22 protein-coding genes and 1 other annotated feature are annotated in these 24,606 nt (G+C 45.7%); of the genes, 15 read left to right on the forward strand and 7 right to left on the reverse strand.

Going from position 1 to position 24,606, the window contains the following annotated elements; genetic code table 11:
• Nucleotides 1–20 precede the first annotated feature (20 nt).
• The 4 genes from ruvA to aspS all read right to left on the reverse strand — a co-directional run bounded on the left by ruvA (nt 21) and on the right by aspS (nt 4,094).
• Nucleotides 21–641: a Holliday junction branch migration protein RuvA gene (ruvA, locus tag C9I89_RS01535; protein ID WP_107281842.1), complete on the reverse strand. Its 621-nt coding sequence runs from the start codon at nt 639–641 to the stop codon at nt 21–23.
• A 261-nt stretch (nt 642–902) separates the two neighbouring features.
• Nucleotides 903–1,424: a crossover junction endodeoxyribonuclease RuvC gene (gene ruvC / locus C9I89_RS01540; RefSeq protein ID WP_107281575.1), complete on the reverse strand. Its 522-nt coding sequence runs from the start codon at nt 1,422–1,424 to the stop codon at nt 903–905.
• A 4-nt stretch (nt 1,425–1,428) separates the two neighbouring features.
• The gene (locus tag C9I89_RS01545) at nt 1,429–2,172 is read right to left on the reverse strand and encodes a YebC/PmpR family DNA-binding transcriptional regulator (protein WP_107281576.1); all 744 of its coding nucleotides are present in this window, start codon (nt 2,170–2,172) and stop codon (nt 1,429–1,431) included.
• 113 nt (nt 2,173–2,285) lie between these two features.
• Entirely contained in the window at nt 2,286–4,094 is a 1,809-nt protein-coding gene (gene aspS, locus C9I89_RS01550; RefSeq protein ID WP_107281577.1) for an aspartate--tRNA ligase, read from the reverse strand.
• A 331-nt stretch (nt 4,095–4,425) separates the two neighbouring features.
• Between aspS and cmoA the strand changes: the two genes are divergently transcribed.
• The 7 genes from cmoA (at nt 4,426) to C9I89_RS01585 (ending at nt 11,125) form a co-directional block, all read left to right on the forward strand.
• Nucleotides 4,426–5,154 (forward strand): carboxy-S-adenosyl-L-methionine synthase CmoA, encoded by a 729-nt coding sequence (gene cmoA / locus C9I89_RS01555; protein ID WP_107281578.1) that lies wholly within the window; start codon nt 4,426–4,428, stop codon nt 5,152–5,154.
• Nucleotides 5,155–5,170: 16 nt separating this feature from the next.
• Nucleotides 5,171–6,145, forward strand: coding sequence for a tRNA 5-methoxyuridine(34)/uridine 5-oxyacetic acid(34) synthase CmoB (gene cmoB / locus C9I89_RS01560; RefSeq protein WP_107281579.1), 975 nt, complete (start codon nt 5,171–5,173; stop codon nt 6,143–6,145).
• A 90-nt stretch (nt 6,146–6,235) separates the two neighbouring features.
• Nucleotides 6,236–7,003, forward strand: a complete 768-nt coding sequence (locus tag C9I89_RS01565; RefSeq protein ID WP_107281580.1) for an ATP-dependent zinc protease family protein — start codon at nt 6,236–6,238, stop codon at nt 7,001–7,003.
• A 33-nt stretch (nt 7,004–7,036) separates the two neighbouring features.
• Nucleotides 7,037–8,542, forward strand: coding sequence for an inactive transglutaminase family protein (locus tag C9I89_RS01570; RefSeq protein WP_107281581.1), 1,506 nt, complete (start codon nt 7,037–7,039; stop codon nt 8,540–8,542).
• A 3-nt stretch (nt 8,543–8,545) separates the two neighbouring features.
• The gene (locus tag C9I89_RS01575; RefSeq protein WP_170107594.1) at nt 8,546–9,520 is read left to right on the forward strand and encodes an alpha-L-glutamate ligase-like protein; all 975 of its coding nucleotides are present in this window, start codon (nt 8,546–8,548) and stop codon (nt 9,518–9,520) included.
• Between the two features lie 194 nt (nt 9,521–9,714).
• Nucleotides 9,715–10,224, forward strand: coding sequence for a VC2046/SO_2500 family protein (locus tag C9I89_RS01580; protein WP_107281582.1), 510 nt, complete (start codon nt 9,715–9,717; stop codon nt 10,222–10,224).
• A 211-nt stretch (nt 10,225–10,435) separates the two neighbouring features.
• Nucleotides 10,436–11,125: an SDR family oxidoreductase gene (locus tag C9I89_RS01585; RefSeq protein ID WP_245905379.1), complete on the forward strand. Its 690-nt coding sequence runs from the start codon at nt 10,436–10,438 to the stop codon at nt 11,123–11,125.
• A gap of 136 nt (nt 11,126–11,261) precedes the next feature.
• Here the strand turns inward: C9I89_RS01585 and adhE are convergent, their stop codons facing one another.
• Nucleotides 11,262–13,964 (reverse strand): bifunctional acetaldehyde-CoA/alcohol dehydrogenase, encoded by a 2,703-nt coding sequence (gene adhE / locus C9I89_RS01590; RefSeq protein ID WP_107281584.1) that lies wholly within the window; start codon nt 13,962–13,964, stop codon nt 11,262–11,264.
• Between the two features lie 628 nt (nt 13,965–14,592).
• On the opposite strand from adhE, the gene C9I89_RS01595 reads away from it, so the two are divergent.
• Nucleotides 14,593–15,231: a YchE family NAAT transporter gene (locus C9I89_RS01595; RefSeq protein WP_107281585.1), complete on the forward strand. Its 639-nt coding sequence runs from the start codon at nt 14,593–14,595 to the stop codon at nt 15,229–15,231.
• A 133-nt stretch (nt 15,232–15,364) separates the two neighbouring features.
• Entirely contained in the window at nt 15,365–16,183 is an 819-nt protein-coding gene (locus tag C9I89_RS01600) for an ion transporter (protein ID WP_107281586.1), read from the forward strand.
• A gap of 124 nt (nt 16,184–16,307) precedes the next feature.
• On the opposite strand, the gene glpQ is transcribed toward C9I89_RS01600, so the two are convergent.
• Together glpQ and cysS are read right to left on the reverse strand one after the other, a co-directional pair.
• The gene (glpQ, locus tag C9I89_RS01605; RefSeq protein ID WP_107281587.1) at nt 16,308–17,387 is read right to left on the reverse strand and encodes a glycerophosphodiester phosphodiesterase; all 1,080 of its coding nucleotides are present in this window, start codon (nt 17,385–17,387) and stop codon (nt 16,308–16,310) included.
• 322 nt (nt 17,388–17,709) lie between these two features.
• The gene (cysS, locus tag C9I89_RS01610; protein WP_107281588.1) at nt 17,710–19,092 is read right to left on the reverse strand and encodes a cysteine--tRNA ligase; all 1,383 of its coding nucleotides are present in this window, start codon (nt 19,090–19,092) and stop codon (nt 17,710–17,712) included.
• A gap of 366 nt (nt 19,093–19,458) precedes the next feature.
• Here cysS and C9I89_RS01615 point away from each other — a divergent pair, with 366 nt between their 5' ends.
• The 6 genes from C9I89_RS01615 to hisG all read left to right on the forward strand — a co-directional run bounded on the left by C9I89_RS01615 (nt 19,459) and on the right by hisG (nt 24,605).
• Entirely contained in the window at nt 19,459–19,956 is a 498-nt protein-coding gene (locus C9I89_RS01615) for a peptidylprolyl isomerase (RefSeq protein WP_107281589.1), read from the forward strand.
• Nucleotides 19,957–19,998: 42 nt separating this feature from the next.
• Nucleotides 19,999–20,733 (forward strand): UDP-2,3-diacylglucosamine diphosphatase, encoded by a 735-nt coding sequence (lpxH, locus tag C9I89_RS01620; RefSeq protein WP_107281590.1) that lies wholly within the window; start codon nt 19,999–20,001, stop codon nt 20,731–20,733.
• Between the two features lie 358 nt (nt 20,734–21,091).
• Nucleotides 21,092–22,312, forward strand: a complete 1,221-nt coding sequence (locus C9I89_RS01625; protein ID WP_107281591.1) for an EAL and HDOD domain-containing protein — start codon at nt 21,092–21,094, stop codon at nt 22,310–22,312.
• A gap of 2 nt (nt 22,313–22,314) precedes the next feature.
• Nucleotides 22,315–22,857, forward strand: a complete 543-nt coding sequence (locus tag C9I89_RS01630) for a YchJ family metal-binding protein (RefSeq protein WP_107281592.1) — start codon at nt 22,315–22,317, stop codon at nt 22,855–22,857.
• A gap of 217 nt (nt 22,858–23,074) precedes the next feature.
• A complete protein-coding gene (locus tag C9I89_RS01635) occupies nt 23,075–23,257 on the forward strand; it encodes a hypothetical protein (RefSeq protein WP_107281593.1) in 183 nt (60 codons plus the stop codon).
• Between the two features lie 254 nt (nt 23,258–23,511).
• Nucleotides 23,512–23,648, forward strand: a sequence feature (His leader region).
• Nucleotides 23,649–23,708: 60 nt separating this feature from the next.
• Nucleotides 23,709–24,605, forward strand: coding sequence for an ATP phosphoribosyltransferase (hisG, locus tag C9I89_RS01640; protein WP_107281594.1), 897 nt, complete (start codon nt 23,709–23,711; stop codon nt 24,603–24,605).
• Nucleotide 24,606 lies beyond the last annotated feature (1 nt).

Raw genomic sequence — 24,606 nt, forward strand, 5'->3', positions numbered from 1 at the left:
TGAACTACGCCTGTTTCACCTTACACCATTGAACGCAGTGCTTCGCGGATGATGCTTTCACTACTCATTTCAGGTTTCACTACCTGCGATACCACTTTTGACGCTTGCTGTGGTTTATAACCCAGAGCAACCAGTGCACTGACGGCTTCATCTTCGGCGCGAACAGAAACAGAGCTCTCAACGGATGCATTCGATGCCGCAGCATCTGAGGCCGGCGTAAAGAGATCACCTTCTCCCCACCCTTTCAGGCGATCCTTCATTTCAACCACCAGACGCTCGGCGGTTTTCTTTCCGACACCAGGGATTTTTACTAAGGTAGTAATGTCTTCATTCTCGACACTCAACACAAACTGGCTGGCAGTCATCGCAGACAAGATGGCCAGGCCCAGTTTAGGTCCGACACCATTGGCTTTAATCACTTCGCGAAACAGCTCTCGTTCGCTTTTTTTATTAAAGCCATACAACAGCTGAGCATCTTCCCGAACAATAAAATGGGTACAGAGAATGGCTTCCTGGCCCACTTCTGGCAGTTCATAAAAACAACTCATCGGCATTTGAACTTCATAGCCAATACCACCGACCTCGATAATTACTTCAGGCGGTTGTTTTTCTAAAATCGTTCCACGTAGTCGGCCAATCACGGCAAAATCTCTGTCTGAGTTGAAATTGGCTCTAGGATAGTAAAGTGCTGGATGGATATCCAGCACTTTATCCCTGTCGCATTTACGATGCGGTTTATATTGTTACTTACCGACGGGCGGATCAGATACCACCGCGCTCACTCCATCGGCAAATACTTGAAGGGCATCCACTTCTTTGCTGCTTTTCGCTGACAACTCGCGAGCTAGCATAATACAAGAACCATTTCATCAACAATCATTATGATAATGATCTATATGGCTTTATCTGTAACGACCTCGACGGACACTACGGGCATGACCTGCCATAGCGATAAGTGTCTTATGGGTATGGGCATGACAAATTGCGACCGCTAAGGCATCAGCAGCATCGGCTTGGGGTTTACCCGGTAATTTCAATACCGAGCAGACCATATGCTGTACTTGTGCTTTATCGGCACCACCCGTACCGACCACGGCTTGTTTAATCAAGCGGGCGGCATATTCACTAACCGGAAGATCACTATTCACGGCGGCAACAATAGCACTTCCGCGAGCCTGGCCAAGTTTCAGGGCTGAACTGGCATTTTTACCCATGAAAACTTCTTCAATGGCAAACGCATCAGGTTGAAATTGGGTGATGACTTCAGAAACGCCTGCATAAATTTGCTTTAACCGACCGGGAATATCTTCAGCCGAGGTACGGATACACCCGCTGCCAAGGTATTCGAGGTGTCGTCCGACTTGGCGGATCACACCATAACCGGTGATTCGAGAGCCGGGATCTATCCCTAAGATGACTGTCATTCAGTTATAGCTGCTCTGCAATTTCATCGGTGATATCACCGTTGTGATAAACTTCCTGAACATCATCCAGATCTTCAAGGGCGTCGATCAGACGCAACAGCTTAGGCGCAGTCGTGATATCCAGATCAGCTTTTGTCGAAGGAACCAGCGTCACTTCTGCATTTGCCGCTTCAAAACCTGCCGCATCCAGCGCATCTTTCACCGTACCGAAATCAGACGGGGTTGTGTAAACGTCGATTGAACCATCATCGTTTGATTCAACATCATCAGCACCGCCTTCCAGCGCCGCTTCCATAATTGCATCTTCATCAATACCCGGAGCATAAGAAATTACACCTTTCTTATCGAACAGGTAATTAACGCTACCATCGGTACCCAGGTTACCACCAGATTTGCTGAATGCGTGACGCACGCCTGAAACCGTCCGGTTACGGTTATCCGTCATACATTCAACCATTACAGCAGTACCTGCCGGACCGTAGCCTTCATAGATAACCGTTTCCAGGTCATCTTCACCTTCACCACCGGCACCACGCTTAACCGCGCGGTTAATGGTGTCACGTGTCATATTGTTTGACAGTGCTTTATCAACAGCCGCACGTAAACGTGGATTATTTTCAGCTTCCGGGCCGCCTTCTTTGGTTGCAACAACGATTTCACGGATTAGCTTAGTGAAGATTTTGCCACGTTTAGAATCTTGCGCAGCTTTACGGTGTTTGATGTTAGCAAATTTACTATGACCGGCCATGAATACTCCGAATTAGAATTAACTTGTAGGCTTAACATTTCACGAGGATGAAAAAATGGCCAGTGAAACCACTGGCCAAAATGAACACTGCGTTTAATTAAAGCACTTAGTCTTTATTCAGCACTGTTTTCTGTAGCATTGTCTTCTTTAGCGATGTCTTTTTTTGCAATGGCAACAGCAATAGACAGCTCTTCAAGTGATGCCGGGTTAGCAAGACTTGGTGCATTCGTTAACAGGCAAGAGGCTGCTGTTGTTTTAGGGAATGCGATAACATCACGAATGTTATCAGTACCACATAGCAGCATGACTAAACGGTCAAGACCGAAAGCCAGACCTGCGTGTGGTGGCGTACCATACTTCAACGCCTCCAGCAAGAAACCAAACTTCGACTGCTGCTCTTCAGCGTTAATACCCAGCAGATCAAACACAGCCGACTGCATCTCTGCATTGTGGATACGCACCGAACCACCACCAACTTCATAACCGTTGATGACCATATCGTACGCATTCGAGTTTACAGCCGCAGGGTTAATTGCTAATTCTTCAGCCGTTACGCCCAAAGGAGACGTGAACGGGTGGTGCATTGCGTGCAGGTTACCCTCGTCATCGTCTTCGAACATTGGGAAGTCAACAACCCATAGCGGAGCCCATGCATTTTTATCTGACAGGTCAAGGTCTTCACCCAGCTTCAAGCGAAGTGCGCCCATTGATTCCGTAACAATGCGCTTTTTATCTGCACCGAACAGGATGATATCACCCGTTTCTGCATTAGTACGCTCCAGAATGCCAGCCACAACTTCCTCGTTAAGAAATTTCGCTACCGGAGACTGAATGCCAGCCAGACCGGCTTCACGATCATTGACCTTCGCCCAAGCCAGACCTTTCGCACCGTAGATGGTCGCGAATCGAGTGTACTCATCAATTTGCTTACGAGATAGTGATGCACCGCCTGGTACACGGATCACAGCGACTCGACCTTTAGGATCGTTAGCCGGGCCTGCAAACACTTTGAAGTCGACATCTTTCAGTAGATCAGCAACGTCCACCAGCTCTAGCGGGTTACGTAGATCCGGCTTATCAGAACCGAAACGACGCATCGCTTCTTCATACGACATCGTTGGGAAAGCACCCAGATCAACATCCAGCAACTCTTTCCACATTTCGGTGATCATACGCTCAGTCACTTCACGCACTTGTTCTGCGCTCATGAAAGAGGTTTCAATATCGATCTGAGTAAATTCCGGCTGACGGTCAGCACGCAAATCTTCGTCACGGAAACATTTAACGATCTGGTAGTAGCGATCGAAGCCAGACATCATCAGCAGCTGCTTGAATAGCTGAGGAGACTGCGGCAACGCATAGAAGCTGCCTTTATGAACACGGCTCGGTACTAAGTAGTCACGGGCACCTTCTGGTGTCGCTTTAGTCAGAACCGGTGTTTCGATGTCTAAGAAAGCGTTGTCATCAAGGAAACGACGAACAAAGCTTGATGCTTTTGCACGCAGCTTGATGCGGTCGCTCATTTCAGGGCGACGCAAATCTAAATAACGGAATTTAAGTCGCTGTTCTTCAGTATTAGTCTGATTGAAGTCTAGCGGTAGCACGTCAGAACGGTTGATGATTTCCAGGCCTGTTGCCAAAATTTCAACTTCACCGGTTGCCATGCCTTTATTTACCTGGCTCTCTGGGCGAACACGTACTTCACCCGTCAGGTGAATACAAAATTCGTTGCGCAGTTGGTTAGCCACTTCGAATACATCTTTCATATCCGGATCGACGACTACCTGAACAATGCCTTCACGATCTCGCATATCAACGAAGATCAGACCGCCTAAGTCACGGCGACGATTAACCCAGCCGCATAATTCTACTGTTTGCCCTGCTAGGGACTTGTTCAGGTGACCACAATATTGGGTGCGCATATGAAATTCCCGATCTATTTACTAACTTTCCTGTGAGCGATTTCAGCAAGCGAATTACTTACCTTGCACAGGCTGATTCATTCCCGGCCACAAACCGCTCAATATTCATCCAATTTAAGACGTTAAGTGGGGCCGAGACGTAAAAATGACGAAACATTATAAAGCAAAAAATCCAATGAAGGAAAAATCACAGCCTTAAATCAAGGAAAAATACCAATAACCATTTCGCTAAAGACAAATGATCGCATTTTCTCTACAATACGCGACCTTTCAGGGGTCACCTTACTTAAACCCAGGGAACCCTGTTTTTTTAGTTAAGAGGTTCGTGAGAATGGCAGGCCACGATAATATTTTTGCAGCACCAATCGAAAAGCTGGGCGATTTTACATTCGACGCAAAAGTCGCTGAAGTTTTTCCGGATATGATTCAACGTTCTGTACCCGGTTACAGCAATATCATTTCTGCTATTGGCATGTTAGCGGAACGCTTCGCCAAACCCCATTCTAAGATCTACGATCTGGGTTGTTCGTTAGGCGCAGCAACCTTGTCGATGCGCCGTCATATCAATCAAGAAGGCTGTGAGATCATCGCTGTTGATAATTCAGCCGCCATGGTTGAGCGTTGCCGCCTTCACATTGATGCCTACCGTTCAGACACCCCCGTACAGGTGGTGGAAGCCGATATCCGTGATATCGAGATCAACGACGCTTCCGTTGTTGTTCTGAACTTTACCCTGCAGTTCCTGGTACCGGAAGACCGACAACTTCTACTGGAAAAAATCTACGCCGGACTGCGACCTGGGGGGATCCTAATCCTTTCCGAAAAATATATTTTTGACGATGAGCGTGCGCATGAGCTGCTGATCGACTTACATCACGACTTTAAACGCGCCAACGGCTATAGCGAACTTGAAATAAGCCAGAAACGCAGTGCTATTGAAAATGTCATGCGTCCTGACAACATTGAAACCCATAAAGCGCGCTTTACAAATATTGGCTTCAGCAGCAGTGAAGTCTGGTTCCAGTGTTTCAACTTCGGCTCTATGTTTGCCATTAAATAAGGTATTTCGTTCCAATATGTTTAGTTTTTCTGAATTTTATCAGCTGATTGCCCAGCACGACCAATTACGCCCTTGGCTAAATACCTTACCTAAGCAACTGAGCGACTGGGAAGAGGCCGAACATGGTGATATGGGACGCTGGATCCGCGCACTGAACAAATTTCCGACCTACAAACCGGATATTATTGATCTCAAAGAGGCTGTCAGCGTAAAAAATGAAGACGGTATTGCATCGGGAGAGCAAAAACGTCTGGAAAGCCTGCTACGTCTGTTACACCCATGGCGTAAAGGCCCCTATCAGATCCATGACATTCATATCGATACTGAGTGGCGTTCTGACTGGAAATGGGATCGCCTGCTACCACACATCACTCCGTTAAAAGGCCGCTCTGTGCTGGATGTGGGCTGTGGTAACGGTTATCACATGTGGCGCATGCTGGGTGAAGGCGCTGCACTCACCGTTGGTATCGACCCTTCCAACCTGTTCTTAATTCAGTTTGAAGCCATTCGTCGCTTAATGGGCAATGACAATCGTGCCTTTTTATTGCCTTTAGGCATTGAGCAGCTACCTGAACTGAAAGCCTTTGATACCGTTTTCAGCATGGGTGTACTGTATCACCGCCGCTCTCCACTCGACCATATCATCCAACTGAAGAACCAGTTGCGCAAAGATGGTGAAGTGGTGTTGGAAACCCTGGTTATTGATGGCGACGAAAATGACGTTCTGATCCCGACACATCGTTACGCCCAAATGCATAACGTCTATTTCTTCCCCTCCGCCAAAGCACTCAAAGTCTGGATGGAGAAATGCGGCTTCGTTGATGTTCGTATCGTTGATGAATGTGTTACCACTACTGATGAGCAACGCTCGACAGACTGGATGACAAATAATTCACTACCTGAATACTTGAACCCGGAAGATCCAACAAAAACGATTGAAGGCTACCCGGCCCCCAAACGCGCTATCCTGGTTGCCAGGAATCCTGACTAAGCACTGACAAAGGGATGCTGTTCGCATCCCTTTTTGTACGCTAAACTATCGCTGTCTATAGAAAAATAAGAAGTATCTCTGGGAGACACCATGCTTCGCCGCAGTATACCATTACTCACTTTTGCATTACTTTCCGGCTGCACCCTTACGCCGTCGCATGACCAAGAAAAAACGTTGAATGCCATCACAGCAATGGAAACTAACGTTAACGGTCGACTTACCGCAATGTCAGAACAAATAAATGAACAAAATGAATACATTGCTAATCTTGAAAAAGAGCTATCATCAATTGCAGAAGATTTGAATAGAGACAAGACGAGCGCCAATACTAAACCTCAGGTCATGGTTGAGAAAAAAATCATCCCGCGACCGGTGATCGAACCTGTCGTTGATCCCAAGGTGGCTCATGGTAAAGCTATTCTGGGCGAGGAAGAATGGGTTTGGCTAGACTCAATACAGTCACGGTTTAAAGCCCGAATTGATTCTGGCGCAACCACATCGTCACTGAATGCCGTCGATATACAGCTATTCGAGCGTGACGGTAAAGAATGGGTCCGTTTTAATCTGAACCATACCTCTGAGGTGTATGAGCAAAAGCCAGAGATCGTTGAAGCACCGGTTTTACGCTGGGTGAAAATTCGTCAGTCAACGTCTGAAAATGCTATTCGCCGCCCTGTTATTGAAGCATGGGTGAATCTGGGCCCACTGCATGAGAAAGCGCAGTTTGCATTGGCTGATCGTAGCCAGATGGTTTATCCAGTGCTATTAGGACGAGATTTTTTTAAAGATATTGCACTTGTTGATGTTGGCAAACGATACGTTCAAGGACTGAGTGTTCAAAAACCGAGTGTTCAATAGATAAAAACACTAACAAGAAATGATGAGGATGTCATGACGTCAAGAATACCGTTTTACTTTTTAATTTCGTTGCTCGTCATTGCTGGTGTTGCGCTAAGCCAATACCGTCATGATGTTTACGGTGTGCCGTGGACCCCCGGCGAAGAACGTGCGCTTTGGGAACTGGAAGCACGTATCGAGTTTGATGCTATTGGTGATCCGGTTAAAATCTCGATGGCTGCCCCTGAAACACAACAGGGATTCACCCTGATCGATGAAAGCACATCCTCTCCGGGTTATGGGGTGGCACTGATCGATACGGATAAAGGTCGTCGGGCTGAATGGTCAATCCGTCAGGCCACCGGCAAGCAAATCCTCTATTACAAAACCCAAATGTTGGTTGATGATCAAGCAAGCTATCGCGTGATACCACCGAAAGGCGATCCTATCGCCGTTAGCCTTGACAACCCGCAACAAACTGCAGCCACCGCGCTACTGACTCAGGCGCGTAACCTATCAGCAGACAACCTGACCTTCACTCGCGAGATCATTAAACAGTTTAATGATAAGCAGAACCAGAACGCATCGCTGCTGCTTAACAACCTGAGCCGCGAAGATGCCATCATCAGCTTGCTTTCACTTGAAGGGATTCATGCCCGTCTTGTCGGTGGCCTGCAACTTGAAGATGGGCGCCGCCGCCAAAGCATCAATCTTCTGGTTGAACTCTGGGACGGTCAAAATTGGCAGTTATTCGATCCGCAAACAGGTATCGAAGGTAAACCGGAAGATGTTTTAATCTGGAACCAGCAAAGCCATTCATTATTAGATGTCGTCGGTGGCCGCAATTCCAACATCAGCTTTTCGATCATTGCCCAGGATATTACGCCTCAGCAGGCCACCCGTGAAAAAGTACTGGCCGATGATCTGCTGAATTTCTCGATTCACAGCCTGCCGGTTGAAGAACAAGCCATGTTTAAAACCATTATGCTGGTGCCAATCGGTGCTTTAGTTGTGGTTTTCCTGCGTATTATCGTCGGCCTGAAAACATCCGGTACCTTCATGCCGGTACTGATTGCCGTGGCGTTTGTTCAGACTCAGCTGCTTACCGGTATTCTTGGTTTCTTACTCATCGTCGGCACCGGCTTAATCATTCGAAGTTATCTGTCTAATTTGAATTTGCTGCTGGTGGCCAGAATATCTGCCGTAATCATCACGGTCATTATGATCATTTCAGTTTTCACCGTTGTAGCCTTTAAGATCGGTCTGGTAGAAGGCTTGAGCATTACCTTCTTCCCGATGATTATCTTGTCATGGACCATCGAGCGTATGTCGATCCTGTGGGAAGAAGAAGGCGCGAAAGAAGTCTTGGTTCAAGGCGGTGGTTCACTGCTCACCGCAGTACTGGTCTACCTCGCAATGACCAATGATATAGTACGTCACCTGACCTTTAACTTTGTTGGTATGCAGCTGATTATCCTAGCTCTGATCTTAATGCTTGGTAACTACACCGGTTATCGCTTAAGTGAATTACGTCGCTTCAAACCACTTGCGGAGGACTAAGCTATGTCACTGTTTTCACAGTTTACCTCTCCGTTCAAGCTTCGTGACCGCGGCATTATGGGAATGAATAAGCGAAACCACAGTTTCATCGGCCGGTACAATGACCGTAGTCTCTATCCGCTCGTTGATGACAAACTCAAAACGAAGAAAATTGCTCACCGAGCCGGTGCGACGGTTCCCGAACTGATTGGGGTCATTCACAGTCAGGCCAACGTAAAAAAAGTTCACGATATGGTCAAAGACTGGCCCGGCTTTGTTATCAAGCCAGCCCAAGGCTCCGGTGGTAAAGGTATTTTAGTTATCATCAAGCATAAAGATGGTATTTATACCAAACCCTCCGGTGTCGAAATCAATAAACAAGATGTCGAGCGTCATATCACCAATACCCTGGCGGGACTCTTCTCTCTGGGAGGAAAGAATGACGTTGCTATGGTTGAAGATCTGATCCAGTTTGATGACGTGTTCGATGGCTTCAGTTATGAAGGTGTGCCAGACGTCAGGGTTATCGTTTTTAAAGGCTACCCGGTGATGGCCATGATGCGCTGCTCAACGGCAGCCTCAGACGGGAAGGCCAACCTCCACCAGGGCGCTGTCGGCGTAGGGATCGATATTGCCACAGGTAAAGCAATCCGAGCCGTACAGTTTGACCACCCTGTTGAACGCCACCCAGACACAGGCAGACTGCTTAGCGAACTGGCCGTTCCCAATTGGTCTAAATTGTTGACGCTGGCTGCGAGCGCCTGGGAAATGGCAGGGCTCGGCTATATGGGAACCGATATGGTACTTGATAAGGTAAAAGGGCCAATGGTGCTTGAGCTGAATGCGCGCCCTGGTTTGGCGATACAGATCGCCAACGGATGCGGGCTGTTACCGCGTTTGCACCATATAGAAAACTTAGGTACGCCAAACACGCCACCAACACCAGCCGAACGAGTGGCCTATGCTGCCGAGCAGTTTGGCGTGAAACCGATGTTCTAAGTTCACCGTCAATTGGCAATAAAAGCCCTGACATCACTGTCAGGGCTTTTTTATATCAGGCAAGGCAACGAGTGCACATTGCAATTGAAACCCTGTAGCGTCAAATAAATAACTATCCGATTTTTATTTAGAACTAAAGTTCTGACATCTGAAACCGATAAAGAGGAATCGTAACCAGGAACCTCTTTTATCAAATGCAGATCCACACGTTAGATAAAGCTATGCTGATCAACGAAGTGCAGCTCGGCAACCAACTCAACCATGCGGTTGAAGGTGGGCGCAGGGCTGATTTCGCGTTGATGCTGGCTATGCTATCGCCGGATCACCTGGAAAAAAACCCGACCGATGTTCCTCCCGGGCAGGGAAAAACGGAGGCGGAATTACGCGCATATTTTGAATTACCCGATCCGCAGCCGTTAACCAGCACCGAGAACTGCTACAGAAAAGCGGCGGCCCAAGCCGATGCTTTCCATCAAGGGGGGCTCGCCAGCTCTCAATTTCTTCATGATCTGCAACCAACGGCATTAACGTTCCCGCCATTAGGCACCAAAGGGATGCCAGAGGAGATATACCATAACCTTTCCGGTCATGAGCGCCGCCGCCTGCCTCCGACTGAAGATGCAACCATTCAAGCGTCACCACAAGATCTGTATTTATCTCTTATACAATCAAAACGTTATGCCGAGATGTATCAGACAGGGTAAATTACACAACAATTATTCCTATCTCACACAAATAAATATTTCGTGACCACCGTCATATCTTTGACACAACCAGCAAGTAGCACAGTCACAATTTACTAACATTTAATAACAAAACAACACAATATGCGTGCTTTTTCACATTATAACTAATCTGAAAACGTCACTATGACAAGAGTTGTTTCGACGAATCTTATTGGTACGGATGGTGATTATGAATATCGCGCACTCTGTTATATTAATAACCGCGGCAGGCAGCCCGATGGGGAAAGCTCTTTCGCTTCATTTTGCTTCGCTCGGAGCAAAACTGGCGTTAGTGGATATTGATGCTGAACGACTAGAGTTGTCTCACCAAGCCTGCCTGGCTATTGGTGGAACGAGTTACCCTTTACTGCTTACTTCACGGAATGAGCAAGCCATCGCCAGTTTAATGAATGACATTGATAAGCATTATGGCTCGATTAATGTCTTGATTAATTACTGGCTGGGTGCCGATCTGCCAACACTTTTCAGTCCTTCTTCTGTTGACATGTTTTGCCACTCAATGACTGAAGTGGCAACGACCTTTTTTACCTTTGGCAAACAGGCTGCGAATTATATGCGAGAGCATCATTGTCAGGGGGTTATTATCAACCTGGCTACCAACCAGCCCGATAGCCAGCATCCAATAGCAGGCTGTTCGAAAGCTGTCATTTCAGGCCTTACACAAAGCTGGGCCAGAGAATTAGCTGAATTTAATATTCGGGTGGGCGGTGTCGTGCCACTGGTGTTTAACGATGAAGCATCCCACTCACAGAGCACTGTTTTCAGTCAGTCCCTGCAATACGAAATTGTCCGAAGCGCCGAGTATATTGTGGAAAATGATTACTTCAATGGCCGGATGATAGAAGCAGAGGTGGTATAAGAGCAGGGTCTAGGGTCTAGCAGCGAAGCATACTCGAAACTCGCTACTTACTATTTACTACTGATCTAAAAAAGCCCGCCAAAGTGGCGGGCTTAATAATTTATGTCAAAAGAAATGCGCTAGCTATAACAGATGATTATGCTTTAGCTGTTTCTTTCTTTGCTTTAGCTGTCTTTTCAGCAACTACAACGTCTTTTTCAGACTTCTTGATAACAGTCGTACCTTCGAACGTTTCACCTTCAACGTACGGAGTACCGTAGTAAGCGGACGTTAGTACTTCTTTCAGCTCGCTGATTAGAGGGTAACGTGGGTTTGCACCAGTACACTGGTCATCAAACGCTTCAACGGATAGCTCGTCTAGTTTCGCCAGGAAGTCAGACTCTGAAACACCTGCCGCTTGGATAGATAGTGGAATATCCAAATCACCCTTAAGCTCTTCTAACCAAGTTAGTAGACGCTCAATTTTCTGAGCTGTACGGTCGCCAGCTTGAGACAGACCAAGGTGGTCAGCAACTTCTGCATAACGACGACGCGCTTGTGGGCGGTCATACTGAGAGAATGCAGTTTGCTTCGTTGGGTTATCGTTCGCGTTGTAACGTACAACGTTAGAGATAAGCAGTGCGTTAGCAAGACCGTGTGGAATGTGGAATTCAGCACCAATCTTGTGAGCCATTGAGTGACACACACCCAGGAAGGCATTCGCAAACGCGATACCAGCGATAGTTGCAGCATTGTGTACTTTCTCACGAGCGATTGGGTCAGCAGCACCATTCGCATAGCTTGAAGGTAGGTATTCTTTAAGCATCTTAAGCGCTTGAAGAGCCTGACCGTCAGAGTATTCGTTCGCAAGAACAGAAACGTATGCTTCTAGTGCGTGAGTAACTGCATCGTAACCACCGAATGCTGTTAGCGACTTAGGCATGTTCATAACCAGGTTCGCATCAACGATAGCCATGTGAGGCGTTAGCTCGTAGTCAGCCAGTGGGTACTTAGCACCAGTCTTGTCGTCGGTAACAACCGCGAAAGGTGTAACTTCAGAACCCGTACCAGATGTAGTAGTGATACATACAAGCTCAGCTTTCTTACCCATTTTAGGGAACTTGTAGATACGCTTACGGATGTCCATGAAGCGCATTGCCAGTTCTTCAAATGCTGTTTCTGGGTGCTCGTACATTACCCACATGATCTTCGCGGCATCCATTGGAGAACCACCACCAAGAGCAAGAATTACGTCAGGCTGGAAGCTCTTCATTGCTTCAGCGCCTTTCTCAACAACAGATAGCGTTGGATCCGCTTCTACGTCGAAGAACGTTTGTACTTCGATACCTTGTGCTTTAAGAAGTGATACCACTCCGTCAGCATAACCGTTGTTGAATAGGAAACGGTCCGTTACTAGGAATGCACGCTTCTTACCTTCAAGGTCGCTCATTGCAATTGGAAGGCTACCACGACGGAAGTAGATTGATTTTGGTAGTTTGTGCCACAACATATTCTCAGCTCGCTTCGCTACTGTCTTTTTGTTGATAAGGTGCTTAGGACCTACGTTCTCAGAGATAGAGTTACCACCCCATGAACCACAACCAAGAGTCAGAGAAGGCGCAACGTTGAAGTTGTAAAGGTCACCGATACCACCGTGAGTCGTCGGGATGTTTACAAGAATACGTGCAGTCTTCATCTTGTCGCCGAAGTACTTGATACGATCCTGATTAACATCCTGGTTAGTATACAGGCCAGATGTGTGACCGATACCGCCAATCTCAACCATTGTTACCGCTTGGTCTACCGCGTTCTCAAAAGAAGACGCACGGAACATACCCAGTGTAGGAGACAGTTTTTCGTGAGCGAATTCGTCTTCGTACTTAACTTCAACACCTTCACCGATAAGGATCTTAGTGTCAGCAGGTACTTTAACGCCTGCTAGTTCAGCGATTTTTGTTGCTGGCTGACCAACGATAGCTGCGTTCAGGTTACCGTCGATTAGCAGAACTTTACGTACTTTGTCCGCTTCTGCTTTAGACAGCACATAACCGTTGTGAGAAGCAAAACGTGCTTTCACTTCGTCATAGACTTCGTCCATAACGATAACAGCCTGCTCAGAAGCACAAACTACACCGTTATCGAACGTTTTAGACATAAGAACAGATGCGACTGCACGCTTAATGTCAGCAGTTTCATCGATAACAACAGGAACGTTACCCGCACCAACACCGATAGCTGGTTTACCTGAAGAGTAAGCCGCTTTAACCATACCTGGACCACCAGTCGCAAGGATAAGGTTAATGTCATCGTGCTTCATTAGCGCGTTAGAAAGCTCAACTGAAGGCTGGTCAATCCAACCGATGATGTCTTTTGGCGCACCAGCCGCAACAGCAGCATCAAGTACAAGCTTAGCTGCATCGTTCGTTGAGTTTTTAGCACGTGGGTGTGGCGAGAAGATGATTGCGTTACGTGTTTTAAGAGAAATAAGAGATTTGAAGATTGCAGTCGATGTTGGGTTCGTAGTTGGTACGATACCGCAAATGATACCGACTGGTTCTGCGATAGTGAATGTGCCTAGGCTCTCGTCTTCGTCAAGAATGCCACACGTTTTTTCATCTTTGTATTTGTTGTAGATAAATTCTGATGCGAAGTGGTTTTTGATAACCTTATCTTCAACAATACCCATACCAGACTCAGCTACAGCTTGTTGAGCTAGAGGAATACGAGCGTTGTTAGCCGCTAGAGAAGCAGCACGGAAGATTTTGTCAACTTGCTCTTGAGAGAAAGTCGCAAACTCTTTTTGAGCAGCTTTAACGCGGGCAACCATTGCATCTAGTTCAGCCATATTTGTAACAGGCATAGTTAACTCCTAACTTAATATTAAAAACTTTTTAGTAAGGATACGTCTTAAATCCTTTCAAGCGGCAGGAAGGTAGTGAACACATCCAACAATCCCGCAACACACATGCTTAGTAAATCGCTTTCAAAACTGATTATAAAATTTCACACCGTGAAATAATTTGATTTAGATCACTTGTCATTTAAAAGGAGTAAAAATCGTCAAACCTTGATCTGTAGAAGCCATATTCAACACCTTACAGAGTAAATTTGTGAGCTAGTTACTTGATCCCTCAGCACGATGTAAATTTTCTTGTCATCACAGGTTGTGAATATTACGTAATAAACTTACATTCATTACAACAAATAACACTAACTGTGAAACTGATCACGTTTTTTTAGGCTAATTGACTAATCTTTGATTCACCTTTAACTGGCACGTTGTTCACCCACTAAGAGTAATACAGTCACACGTATATTTACAGCCTATTAACACTTTAAAATCCATAAGATTGTTTAGGGTTTGATATAACTATTTTTAATTGGTGGATTTACGTTCTTTAGCTTAAAGTGTCGCCGATGACAGAGGCACTCTGCTCAGTTCAAGAAGCTATCTTCTTTTTTATCAACGTTTGTCTGATGGTCAAACAATGCAGTCTTTAGAATTCGCCATTTTCCTACAATTTTTCGTCGGTCTTATCGCAGCAGTAAACCCAATAGGTATCATGCCTATCTTCGTTTCGTTAACTTCGCACATGGGCCAAGAAGAAAGAAACAAAACCGCTGTTACGGCCAATATCGCAGTTGCGGTTATTCTGACCGTCTCACTACTCGCAGGACAATTCTTGCTGGATATGTTCAGCATTTCGCTTGATTCATTCCGGGTTGCGGGTGGTTTGCTACTGCTTACCATCGCCTTCTCGATGATGAGTGGTAAGCTGGGTGAGGATAAACAGAATAAACAAGAAAAATCTGAATCGGCAAGCCGAGAGCAAATTGGTGTCGTACCTTTAGCTATGCCTTTGATGGCGGGGCCGGGTGCGATCAGCTCAACCATTGTCTATGGCGCCCGTTTCCCAGGCTTACCAAATACAATCGGCATTGCACTCACCATCTGCATTTTTGCGTTTTGTTGCTGGCTGTTATTCCGCGGTGCCCCGATCATAGTGCGTTTTCTTGGTCAAACCGGTATTAACGTTATTACACGTATTATGGGCTTAATCCTTGCCGCATTAGGGATCGAGTTTATTGCCACGGGCTTACGGGCCCTGTTCCCTGGATTGGCATAACGTCGCACAAAGGAAAAGGGTTACGATAAAATCGTAATCCTTTTCAACAACCTTTCTTGCTATTGCTACTCTGGCTTAAGCCGCTTTTCTTCTTTATGCTAAGGCTAACCCTATAACTCAGCAAAGAAATAACATGTCCATACTCACCCTTCGGCAAAAGATCTATGAAGTCATTTTCGGTACCGACACCCGTGCGGGGCAGAACTTTGACATTGTGTTAATCCTCGCAATACTGAGTTCAGAGTTAATTCTCGTACTTTCATCAGTCACCCATATTCAAGAGCAGTACTCAGACATTCTCTTTTACGGCGAATGGGTTTTTACGCTCCTTTTCACCGTTGAATACCTGTTGAGGCTATATAGCTCACCTAAACCGCTTGCTTATGCGCGGAGTTTTTTTGGTGTCATCGATCTAATCGCCATTTTACCGGTCTATCTTGCGCTCATGATTCCCGGCGCCCACTACTTACTCATCATTCGTTTGATTAGAGTATTACGTATTTTCCGGGTATTGAAGCTGGCACGTTACCTCAAAGATTCCAATATCTTACTGCGTGCTTTACTTCAATCCCAACGCAAAATCCTGGTATTTTTCAGCTCCGTATTCATTCTTGTGACCGTTTTCGGCGCATTGATATTTGTTATTGAGGGGCCAGACAATGGCTTTACCAGTATTCCGCAAAGTATCTACTGGGCAATTGTCACCATCACTACCGTCGGTTATGGCGATCTTGTTCCGCACACCTTTCTCGGTAAAGCGGTTGCATCCATGACCATGTTGCTCGGTTACTCCATATTGGCCGTTCCGACCGGCATTATCACCGCAGAACTGAGCCAGGAGATGAAAGCTCAACGGGAATTGATACGCTGCATGAACTGCACCCGTGGCGGCCATGAGTCTGATGCGAAATTCTGTAAAAACTGTGGCAGTGAACTGCCTGAACAGCTCTAACACCGCATTTAATTCAAGACTAAAAATAAAAACTAATGAGCAATAAGGCGACGCCAAGCACAGCGTCGCCTTATTGCCACTACGAGTTACCGCCCTGATGGCGATCTATGTTTTATTTAACAGATTATTTCTGGACTGACAGATAATTTACAGCCCGATCCGGGAAGTCAGTAAAGACCCCATCGACGTTTGCGGTATTATAGAAAATATCTAACATATCGTTGAAATTATTTGCATACGCCGGAATACGACCTGTATCTGCACGGAATGTATAAGGATGCACTTGCATGCCGTGCTGGTGAGCGGCTTTCACCAAGCCCGTTAACTTGATATTCCCTTTGGTAGACTGATCAGATACCACCATTGGCTTCCACGGGCCAATACCATCAGCATATTTTGCGACTTCCTCCATCCCGCCTTTTACAAACATCCAATCGTAATTGTATGGCTGCGCTTGGCCTTTGCCGTTATACACCATAGTTTCGTTCCAGTCGGTGTATGCCAGTAGCTGAACCAGTTTCACATCCATATCCATGGCTGGCATTAGCTCGTCATGAATACGCTTAAGCTCATCAAAATCAAAAGTCTGAAGGTAGACTTTACTTGCTTTGTCGGTATAGCCGTACTCTTTAAGTACTTTTAACACCGCTGTACTGATATCTTTGCCTTCATGGCGATGGAACCATGGCGCTTTGATTTCTGGGTAAATACCAATGTCGTAACCCAGCGTTTTGTTCAACCCCTGGATCATCTCGATTTCTTCTTCGAAGGTCGGTACCTTAAAATCAGACTTCCATATCGGATAACGTTCCGGGAAGCCCTGGACTTGCTTGCCATCTTTAATGTTAAAGCCTTCAGTCACGCTCAGCTGCTTGATTTCGGCAAGAGTAAAATCAATAGCATAAAAACGGCCGTCTTCGCGGGCACGACTCGGGAAAATCTGGGCAACATTGGTAACGCGATCAAGGAAGTGATCGTGTAGCACCACTAGCCTGTTGTCTTTAGTCATCACCACATCCTGCTCAATATAGTCAGGCTTCATGGCATAAGCCATCGCTTTGGCCGGTAAGGTGTGTTCAGGCAGGTATCCCGAGGCACCACGGTGGGCAACCACGATTTTATTGGAGTCAGGAGTTGATTGGGCAAAAGCAGGAGACGCGAGCAAGGTGCTGCCAACGGCAGCGGCAAGCCATATTTTTTTCATTATTATCATCCTTAGCAATCTGTGCTTTCATCTGGGGGAACAAAGCACATCTGAGTTATACATCGGAAAGCATAATAATCAGAAATAAATGAACATTTTCGAATTTCTACTCTTAATGTGATCAATGACGCTCGAATTGGAGCGCGTGATTTTCGAACAGTGACACCGGATCAAATTTTATTGTTCATCTGAAAGATGATAGCGTACCGTCTTGATTTTATATTGGTTGGTAATTCTTTAGTAAGATCAATCGATAAAAGCCTTCCATCGGGCATAAAAAAACCGGAGCCACTGCTCCGGTTTTTTCATTGAGAACTAAGGTTTATTTACGACGCCATGTCGTACCTTGTGGGCCGTCTTCCAGAATAATTTCCATCGATAGCAGCTTATCACGGGCCGCATCGGCAGCTGCCCAGTCTTTCGCTGCACGGGCATCCAAACGCTGCTGGATCAGCGCTTCGATTTCAGCTACATCATCACTTTCACCTGCACCGCCTTGCAAGAAAGCTTCTGGCTCTTGGGATAACAGGCCAAGAATATCAGCCAGTTCGCGCATGCGTGCACCCAGTGCAGAGGCCACTGCCAGATCATCAGATTTCAATCGGTTGATTTCACGCGCCATATCAAACAGCACCGAGTAGGCTTCCGGGGTATTAAAGTCATCATCCATCGCTTCTTTAAAACGGGAAACGAACTCTTCACCACCTTCCGCTTTAGCCGTCAAGTCAAGACCACGCAAAGAGGTATAAAGTCGCTCAAGAGCAGAGCGCGCCTGCTTGAGGTTGTCTTCGCTGTAGTTCAGCTGGCTGCGGTAGTGACCAGACATTAGGAAGTAGCGAACAGTTTCGGCATCGTAATAGCCTAAAACATCACGGATGGTGAAGAAGTTACCTAATGATTTAGACATCTTCTCACGGTCAACCATTACCATGCCACTGTGCATCCAGGTATTCACGTATTGTGAACCTGTTGCGCAGCATGACTGTGCAATTTCATTTTCATGGTGTGGAAACTGTAGATCAGAACCACCACCGTGAATATCAAAGTGATCACCAAGAATGGCAGAGTTCATTGCCGAACATTCGATGTGCCAACCCGGACGGCCAGCACCCCATGGTGATTCCCATGTTGGCTCACCTGGCTTAGACATTTTCCACAATACGAAATCAAGCGGACAACGTTTCGCCGTGTCGATATCAACACGTGCACCGGCTTGTAGTTGATCTAAGTCCTGTTTAGACAGGCGGCCATATTCTTCGAACTTGCTCACTTCGAACATAACATCGCCATTGCTCGCAACATAAGCAAAGCCACGTTCAATCAAACGCTCACACATTGCAATAATTTCAGCAATGAATTCTGTTGCACGCGGCTCGATATCAGGACGTTTCATGCCCAGCGCATCAAAATCAGAGTGCATTTCACCGATCAAACGCTCGGTCAATGATTCGCAGCTCTCGCCGTTTTCTGCTGCACGCTTGATGATCTTATCGTCGATATCAGTGATATTTCGAACAAAAGTTAAATCGTAACCAGAGTAACGTAGGTAACGAGACACAACATCGAAAGATACAAAAGTACGACCATGGCCAATGTGACACAAATCGTAAATGGTAACCCCACAGACATACATGCCTACTTTACCAGGCTGAATGGGCTTGAATTCCTCTTTCTGTTTTGTCAGTGAGTTATAGATCTTTAACATATCTCGTAATTACTCATTTTATGGGGTTACTATTAAGAACAGTAATTACACCTTTTATGGCAAATGAAGGCAAGGAAAAATACCTCAGGTTATGCCGAACAATGGCAGGTTTCATCTATAAGATAAGAAAAAGCCAGCCTTACCTTCTTTATCTCGCTAAACCGCTTGACGTAATCCACTAAAAATAAAAGTATCAATCACCGTTCCAATACCGCTTTATGATTTTTACTAACCTTTTACCGCCCCCATTTGGGACACCACCAAACAGATCAAAATTTGTATGAACAGGTACTAATAAGATAAAATCCAACATTAAAGAAAGTTATATACTTTAAAAGCTATATACATCCATTAAAGGACAGACTCATGGTAACGCTTCACACTACTTTTGGTGACATCAAGATCCAGCTAAATTCAGAAAAAGCGCCTGAAACGTGTGCAAACTTCCTGCAATATTGCCGTGACGGTTTCTACGACGATACTATTTTTCACCGTGTTATCGATGGTTTCATGATCCAGGGCGGCGGTATGGCCTCTGGCATGGTCGAGAAAGAAACCCGTGCAACAATCAAAAATGAAGCGAACAATGGCCTGAGCAACAAAGTTGGTACGCTTGCAATGGCCCGCACAAATGCACCGCATTCTGCAAGTTCTCAGTTCTTCATTAATGTTAACGACAATAAATTCCTGGACTTCAAATCAGAAACACCTGATGGCTGGGGTTACTGCGTGTTTGCTGAAGTTGTTGAAGGTATGGACGTAGTAAATAAAATCAAAGCTGTCTCTACGGGTAACTGGGGTTATGTACACCAGGACGTACCAGTTGAAGAAGTGGCTATCAATAGCGTAACGATCGAAGATTAATTCTTCGGTCAGGGTGGCCTTGTTGCCACCCTATCCTTCCTTATGACTACACTTTTTATTGCAGATCTGCACCTAAGTGCCGAACGTACTGACATTACTGATTGTTTTCTCTCATTCATGCAGCAAGAAGCAAGAGGGGCCGATGCCCTCTATGTGCTTGGGGATTTGTTTGAAATGTGGATTGGTGATGATGACAACTCCCCCTTCCACCAGCAAATCAAAAATGCATTTAAGCAACTCACCGATTCAGGCGTACCTTGCTTTTTCATTCATGGTAACCGTGATTTCCTCGTTGGTTCGCATTTTAGCCGGGAAACTGGCGTACAATTGTTGCCACAACACAGCATCATTGACTTGTATGGTACACCGACCTTGATCCTTCATGGTGATACGCTGTGCACTTTAGATGAGGCTTATCAGCGTTATCGTAAAAAAGTGCATAACCGATTTATTCAGTGGCTGTTTTTCCGTTTGCCCCTGCGTTATCGCCAGAGGATCGGTGATAAAATACGAAGTAGCAGCAGTCAGAATAATCAAGCCAAGAATATGACGATCATGGATGTGACTCCTGATGAAGTGAGCAAAGTGATGGCAGAGCATAACGTACTCAGTATGATCCATGGTCATACTCATCGCCCTGGCGTACACACGTTAATCGTCGGTGGAAAAGCCGCCACTCGGATCGTGTTAGGTGACTGGTATGATCATGGTTCGGTGCTGGTATGCAGACCAGAAGGTAATCGGTTGGAGAAAAGGGATTTTTCTAATCAGTACTGACAAAAAACGGTACGCCCAGCGTACCTTTTCATTGTAGCCAGGCCCGTTCCGTCAGGAAGCAAGCCAACTATCAACGGCAATTATTTGAATAATAAAATATTTAGTGGGATTGGTATAAAATAAAGGCGGTCATATATAACCCAAAACATTAATAACAGAACAATATTATCCATCAATGTCTCATATTGTTCGATATTCTTCATCATTCTTTTAATATGTTACAACTATCACTATGTGTACCTATAATTATTTGTACTATTCGTAAGTTAAGACATCGCATCTGTTATCTGACTTGTCATTCGATATTATTACCTTAAATAATATTTCACTTATAAATCAAGAGCCTGCATTAGTCATCATGCATTCATACCATGCTAGACAGCCAATACTGAACAAAGAAAAAGCAACCGTAGGGTACGAATTGCTTTTTCGAGACGGGCCAGATAACTGCTTTCCGGATGTCGGTGATGAACAAGCAACCAATCGCTTATTAATCGATAACTTCATTACGTCTGGTTCATTGCAAATTACTGATGATAAACGGTTTTTTGTAAACTTCCCATATACAAGCCTAATTCAGCGCACTCCACTGATGTTTCCTAAAAAGAGTTTCGTCATTGAAATTCTTGAAACCTGTGAACCAACTGACGAATTGTTAGAAGCCGTGACAGAGCTTCACCAGAAAGGTTACATACTTGCTCTGGATGACTTTATACCAAGTAAAGAATGGAATCGTTTTTTACCCTATATTCATATTGTTAAGTTCGATTTACGTTCGACGCCTGTTGCAAGGGCTGGTTTTTTCATTCGTCGCCATAAAGACGGCAACCTTAAGTTTCTGGCTGAAAAAGTAGAGAGCCATGAAGAGTTCATTGCGGCTTGTGACGCTGGATTCGACCTTTTCCAGGGCTTTTTCTTTAGCAAACCAGAGATGGTTCAACGCAAATCTTTAGCCCCTTCGGCTTTATCGACGATCCGCCTCTATCAGGAGATTTGCCTGCCAGAGGTCGATTACGACAAGGTCGAAGGTATCATCGCCACCGATGTGTCGCTTTCCTATAAATTGCTGCGCCATGTCAACACCATGACTTCAGCACGCACCGAGGCGATATCTTCGTTTAAACAGGCTTTAGTTTATCTTGGCGAAGAAAAGCTACGACGTTTTATTTCCTTTGTTGCCGCCTCTCATGCGCTAGCAGACAAACCACAATCGTTATATAGCTTATCGCTACAGCGCGCCCATTTTTGCGAACGACTGGGAATACTTGTCACCCCTAAGATTAGCGGCAATCAGGCCTTTTTAACCGGACTCTTTTCATTGCTTGATTCACTGTTGGATCAACCTATTGATGAACTGATCACCCTCCTACCTTTAAGTGAAGAGATTCAACAAGCTCTGGTTAACCAGACCGGGACACTGGGCACCATTCTCAAATTAGCCACTGCCTACGATCTGGCGCAGTGGGACGACGTCAGCCAATACAGTAAACAACTTGGCATCAATGAAACAAACGTTGCAGATCGCTATGCCGAATCATTAAAATGGGCGACCTTTTTTGAAAAAGCAGCAACAAAATAATCATGTCAAACCCTCAAGAACCCTGCCCATGTGGCAGCCAGAAATCACTGGCAGAGTGCTGCCAGCCGATACATTTGTCAGCGATACAAGCTGAGCATCCAGAGCGACTTATGCGTGCCCGATACAGCGCGCATGTATTAGGCTTGGTAGACTTTGTTATCGCAACCTACCATCCAAGTTGTCAGGCAGAGCAATACCGTGAGGCTATTGCCGAATCGGTGGACTCTCAATGGCTGGGTCTTGACGTCATCAGCAGTGAAATTGCAGATACCGGCGAAGGCTTCGTCGAATTCAAGGCCTATTACCAAGAGGGGAAAAAACAATATTGTTTGCATGAGCGTTCTCGCTTTCTGAGAGAGCCCGTTAATGGTGAGCAACAATGGTTCTACATTGATGGAGACTATCCCGAGTCATCGACGCAAGAGCCACCATTATCACACGAATCGACTGCGCCAGTGGTCAGCCCTACAGTAAGCAATAAAGTTTGCCGCAACGATCCTTGTCCTTGTGGTAGTGGCAAAAAATTCAAAAAATGTTGTAGTTAATACCAATCGAGACAACGCCCCCTCTAGAATAATGCCAACCCTCAGAAGATAAGGAGTAAGTACCCGCTTACTCCTTGTACAGCTTAACATCCATATTTCAATCTCTAACATTACCCACCGTCGATTTCACAACCAAAAAGCGAACAAAAAACACTCAAGACGTACATTTGGTTGCCGATGTTGTAATCAGACACTTTCAGTTTGATGAGGCAATGACATGATCAACCCGAACAACAATCTGCCACCGCCCGCTCAAAAACAACTTAAAAAAGTAACTCAGGCATCACTCATTGATGAACGGCGACAGCGGGTCGAGCCAAAAAAAGAAAGAAACAATGAACAGGAAAGTGATCAACCCAAGAAGAAACCGCCTAAGGGTCTACTAGATATTTATGTCTAATTTCGATTAACTGGCCGCTATCTCTTACTATAAAATAAACAATAGAATGTCGGTAAACCAACAGGATATCGGCCATTTACTCGCTTGTTTTGCCATCCGCCTGTTACCAGCCGGCGCCACTTAAATATAAATTAAATATTTCCATAAAATTAATGTTGCAAAATCTGACAAGCTTCGTTAGTGTGAAAGACAAGCATTAAGTAAATAATGATTTAGACAGAGTACATAATTATGCGCATCCAAATGGTAAATCTACATCACCATCATCATCCTGACTAGTCTTTCGGGAGGATACGCCTCACTCTGGAAGACAGTAATAATTCTTCCAGCGTTTGATATAAATACAGAATTCAAACCCTTGGAAGAGCAACGCTTCCGAGGGTTTTTTCGTTTTAAGAGATAAAAATATTCACGGATTGGCTTTACAGAATTCAAACAGGGATAAATAACAATGCAAACACAACGACTTCGAATTGCGATTCAAAAGAAAGGGCGACTAAGTAAAGAGTGCCAGAACCTGCTGAAACAATGCGGTGTCAAATTTAACCTGGTGGGTGAGCGTTTAGTCGTACACGCTGAAAACATGCCTATCGACCTGCTTTTAGTCCGCGATGACGATATTCCTGGTTTAATCATGGATGGGGTTGTTGATCTGGGTGTCATCGGCGAAAACGAATTGGAAGAAGTCGGCCTTGAGCGTTCAGCCCTCGGAGAGCCAAGCGAATACCAGAAACTTCGCCGCCTAGACTTTGGGGGATGTCGATTGTCTATCGCGATCGATAAAGACGAAACCTACAGTGGCCCGCAAGATCTACAAGGCAAGCGCATTGCGACGACCTACCCCCAGCTGGTGAAACGCTATATGGACGAGCAAGGTGTGACATTCAGTCCTTGTATGCTCAATGGCTCGGTAGAAGTCGCTCCAAGAGCTGGCTTAGCCGATGCCATCTGTGATTTGGTTTCAACCGGTGCCACCCTTGAAGCTAACGGCTTGAAAGAAGTTGAAGTGATCCTCCGTTCCAAAGCCGTACTGATCCAGCGTAATGGCGAGTTCAGTGCAGAGAAACAAGCCCTGATTGAGCGACTGCTTACCCGCATGCAAGGGGTTATTCAAGCCAAGGAATCAAAATACATCATGCTGCACGCGCCAACAGAGTGCCTAGATAAAATCACGGCATTGCTTCCTGGTGCTGAAGATCCGACGGTATTGCCACTCGCTGCCGATAAAAGCCGCGTTGCCGTTCATCTGGTCAGCACTGAAAACCTGTTCTGGGAAACAATGGAGCAGCTAAAAGCGCTTGGTGCCAGCTCAATTCTGGTGCTGCCAATCGAAAAAATGATGGAGTAAG

The organism is Photobacterium lipolyticum (assembly GCF_003026475.1).
Classification (GTDB): domain Bacteria; phylum Pseudomonadota; class Gammaproteobacteria; order Enterobacterales; family Vibrionaceae; genus Photobacterium; species Photobacterium lipolyticum.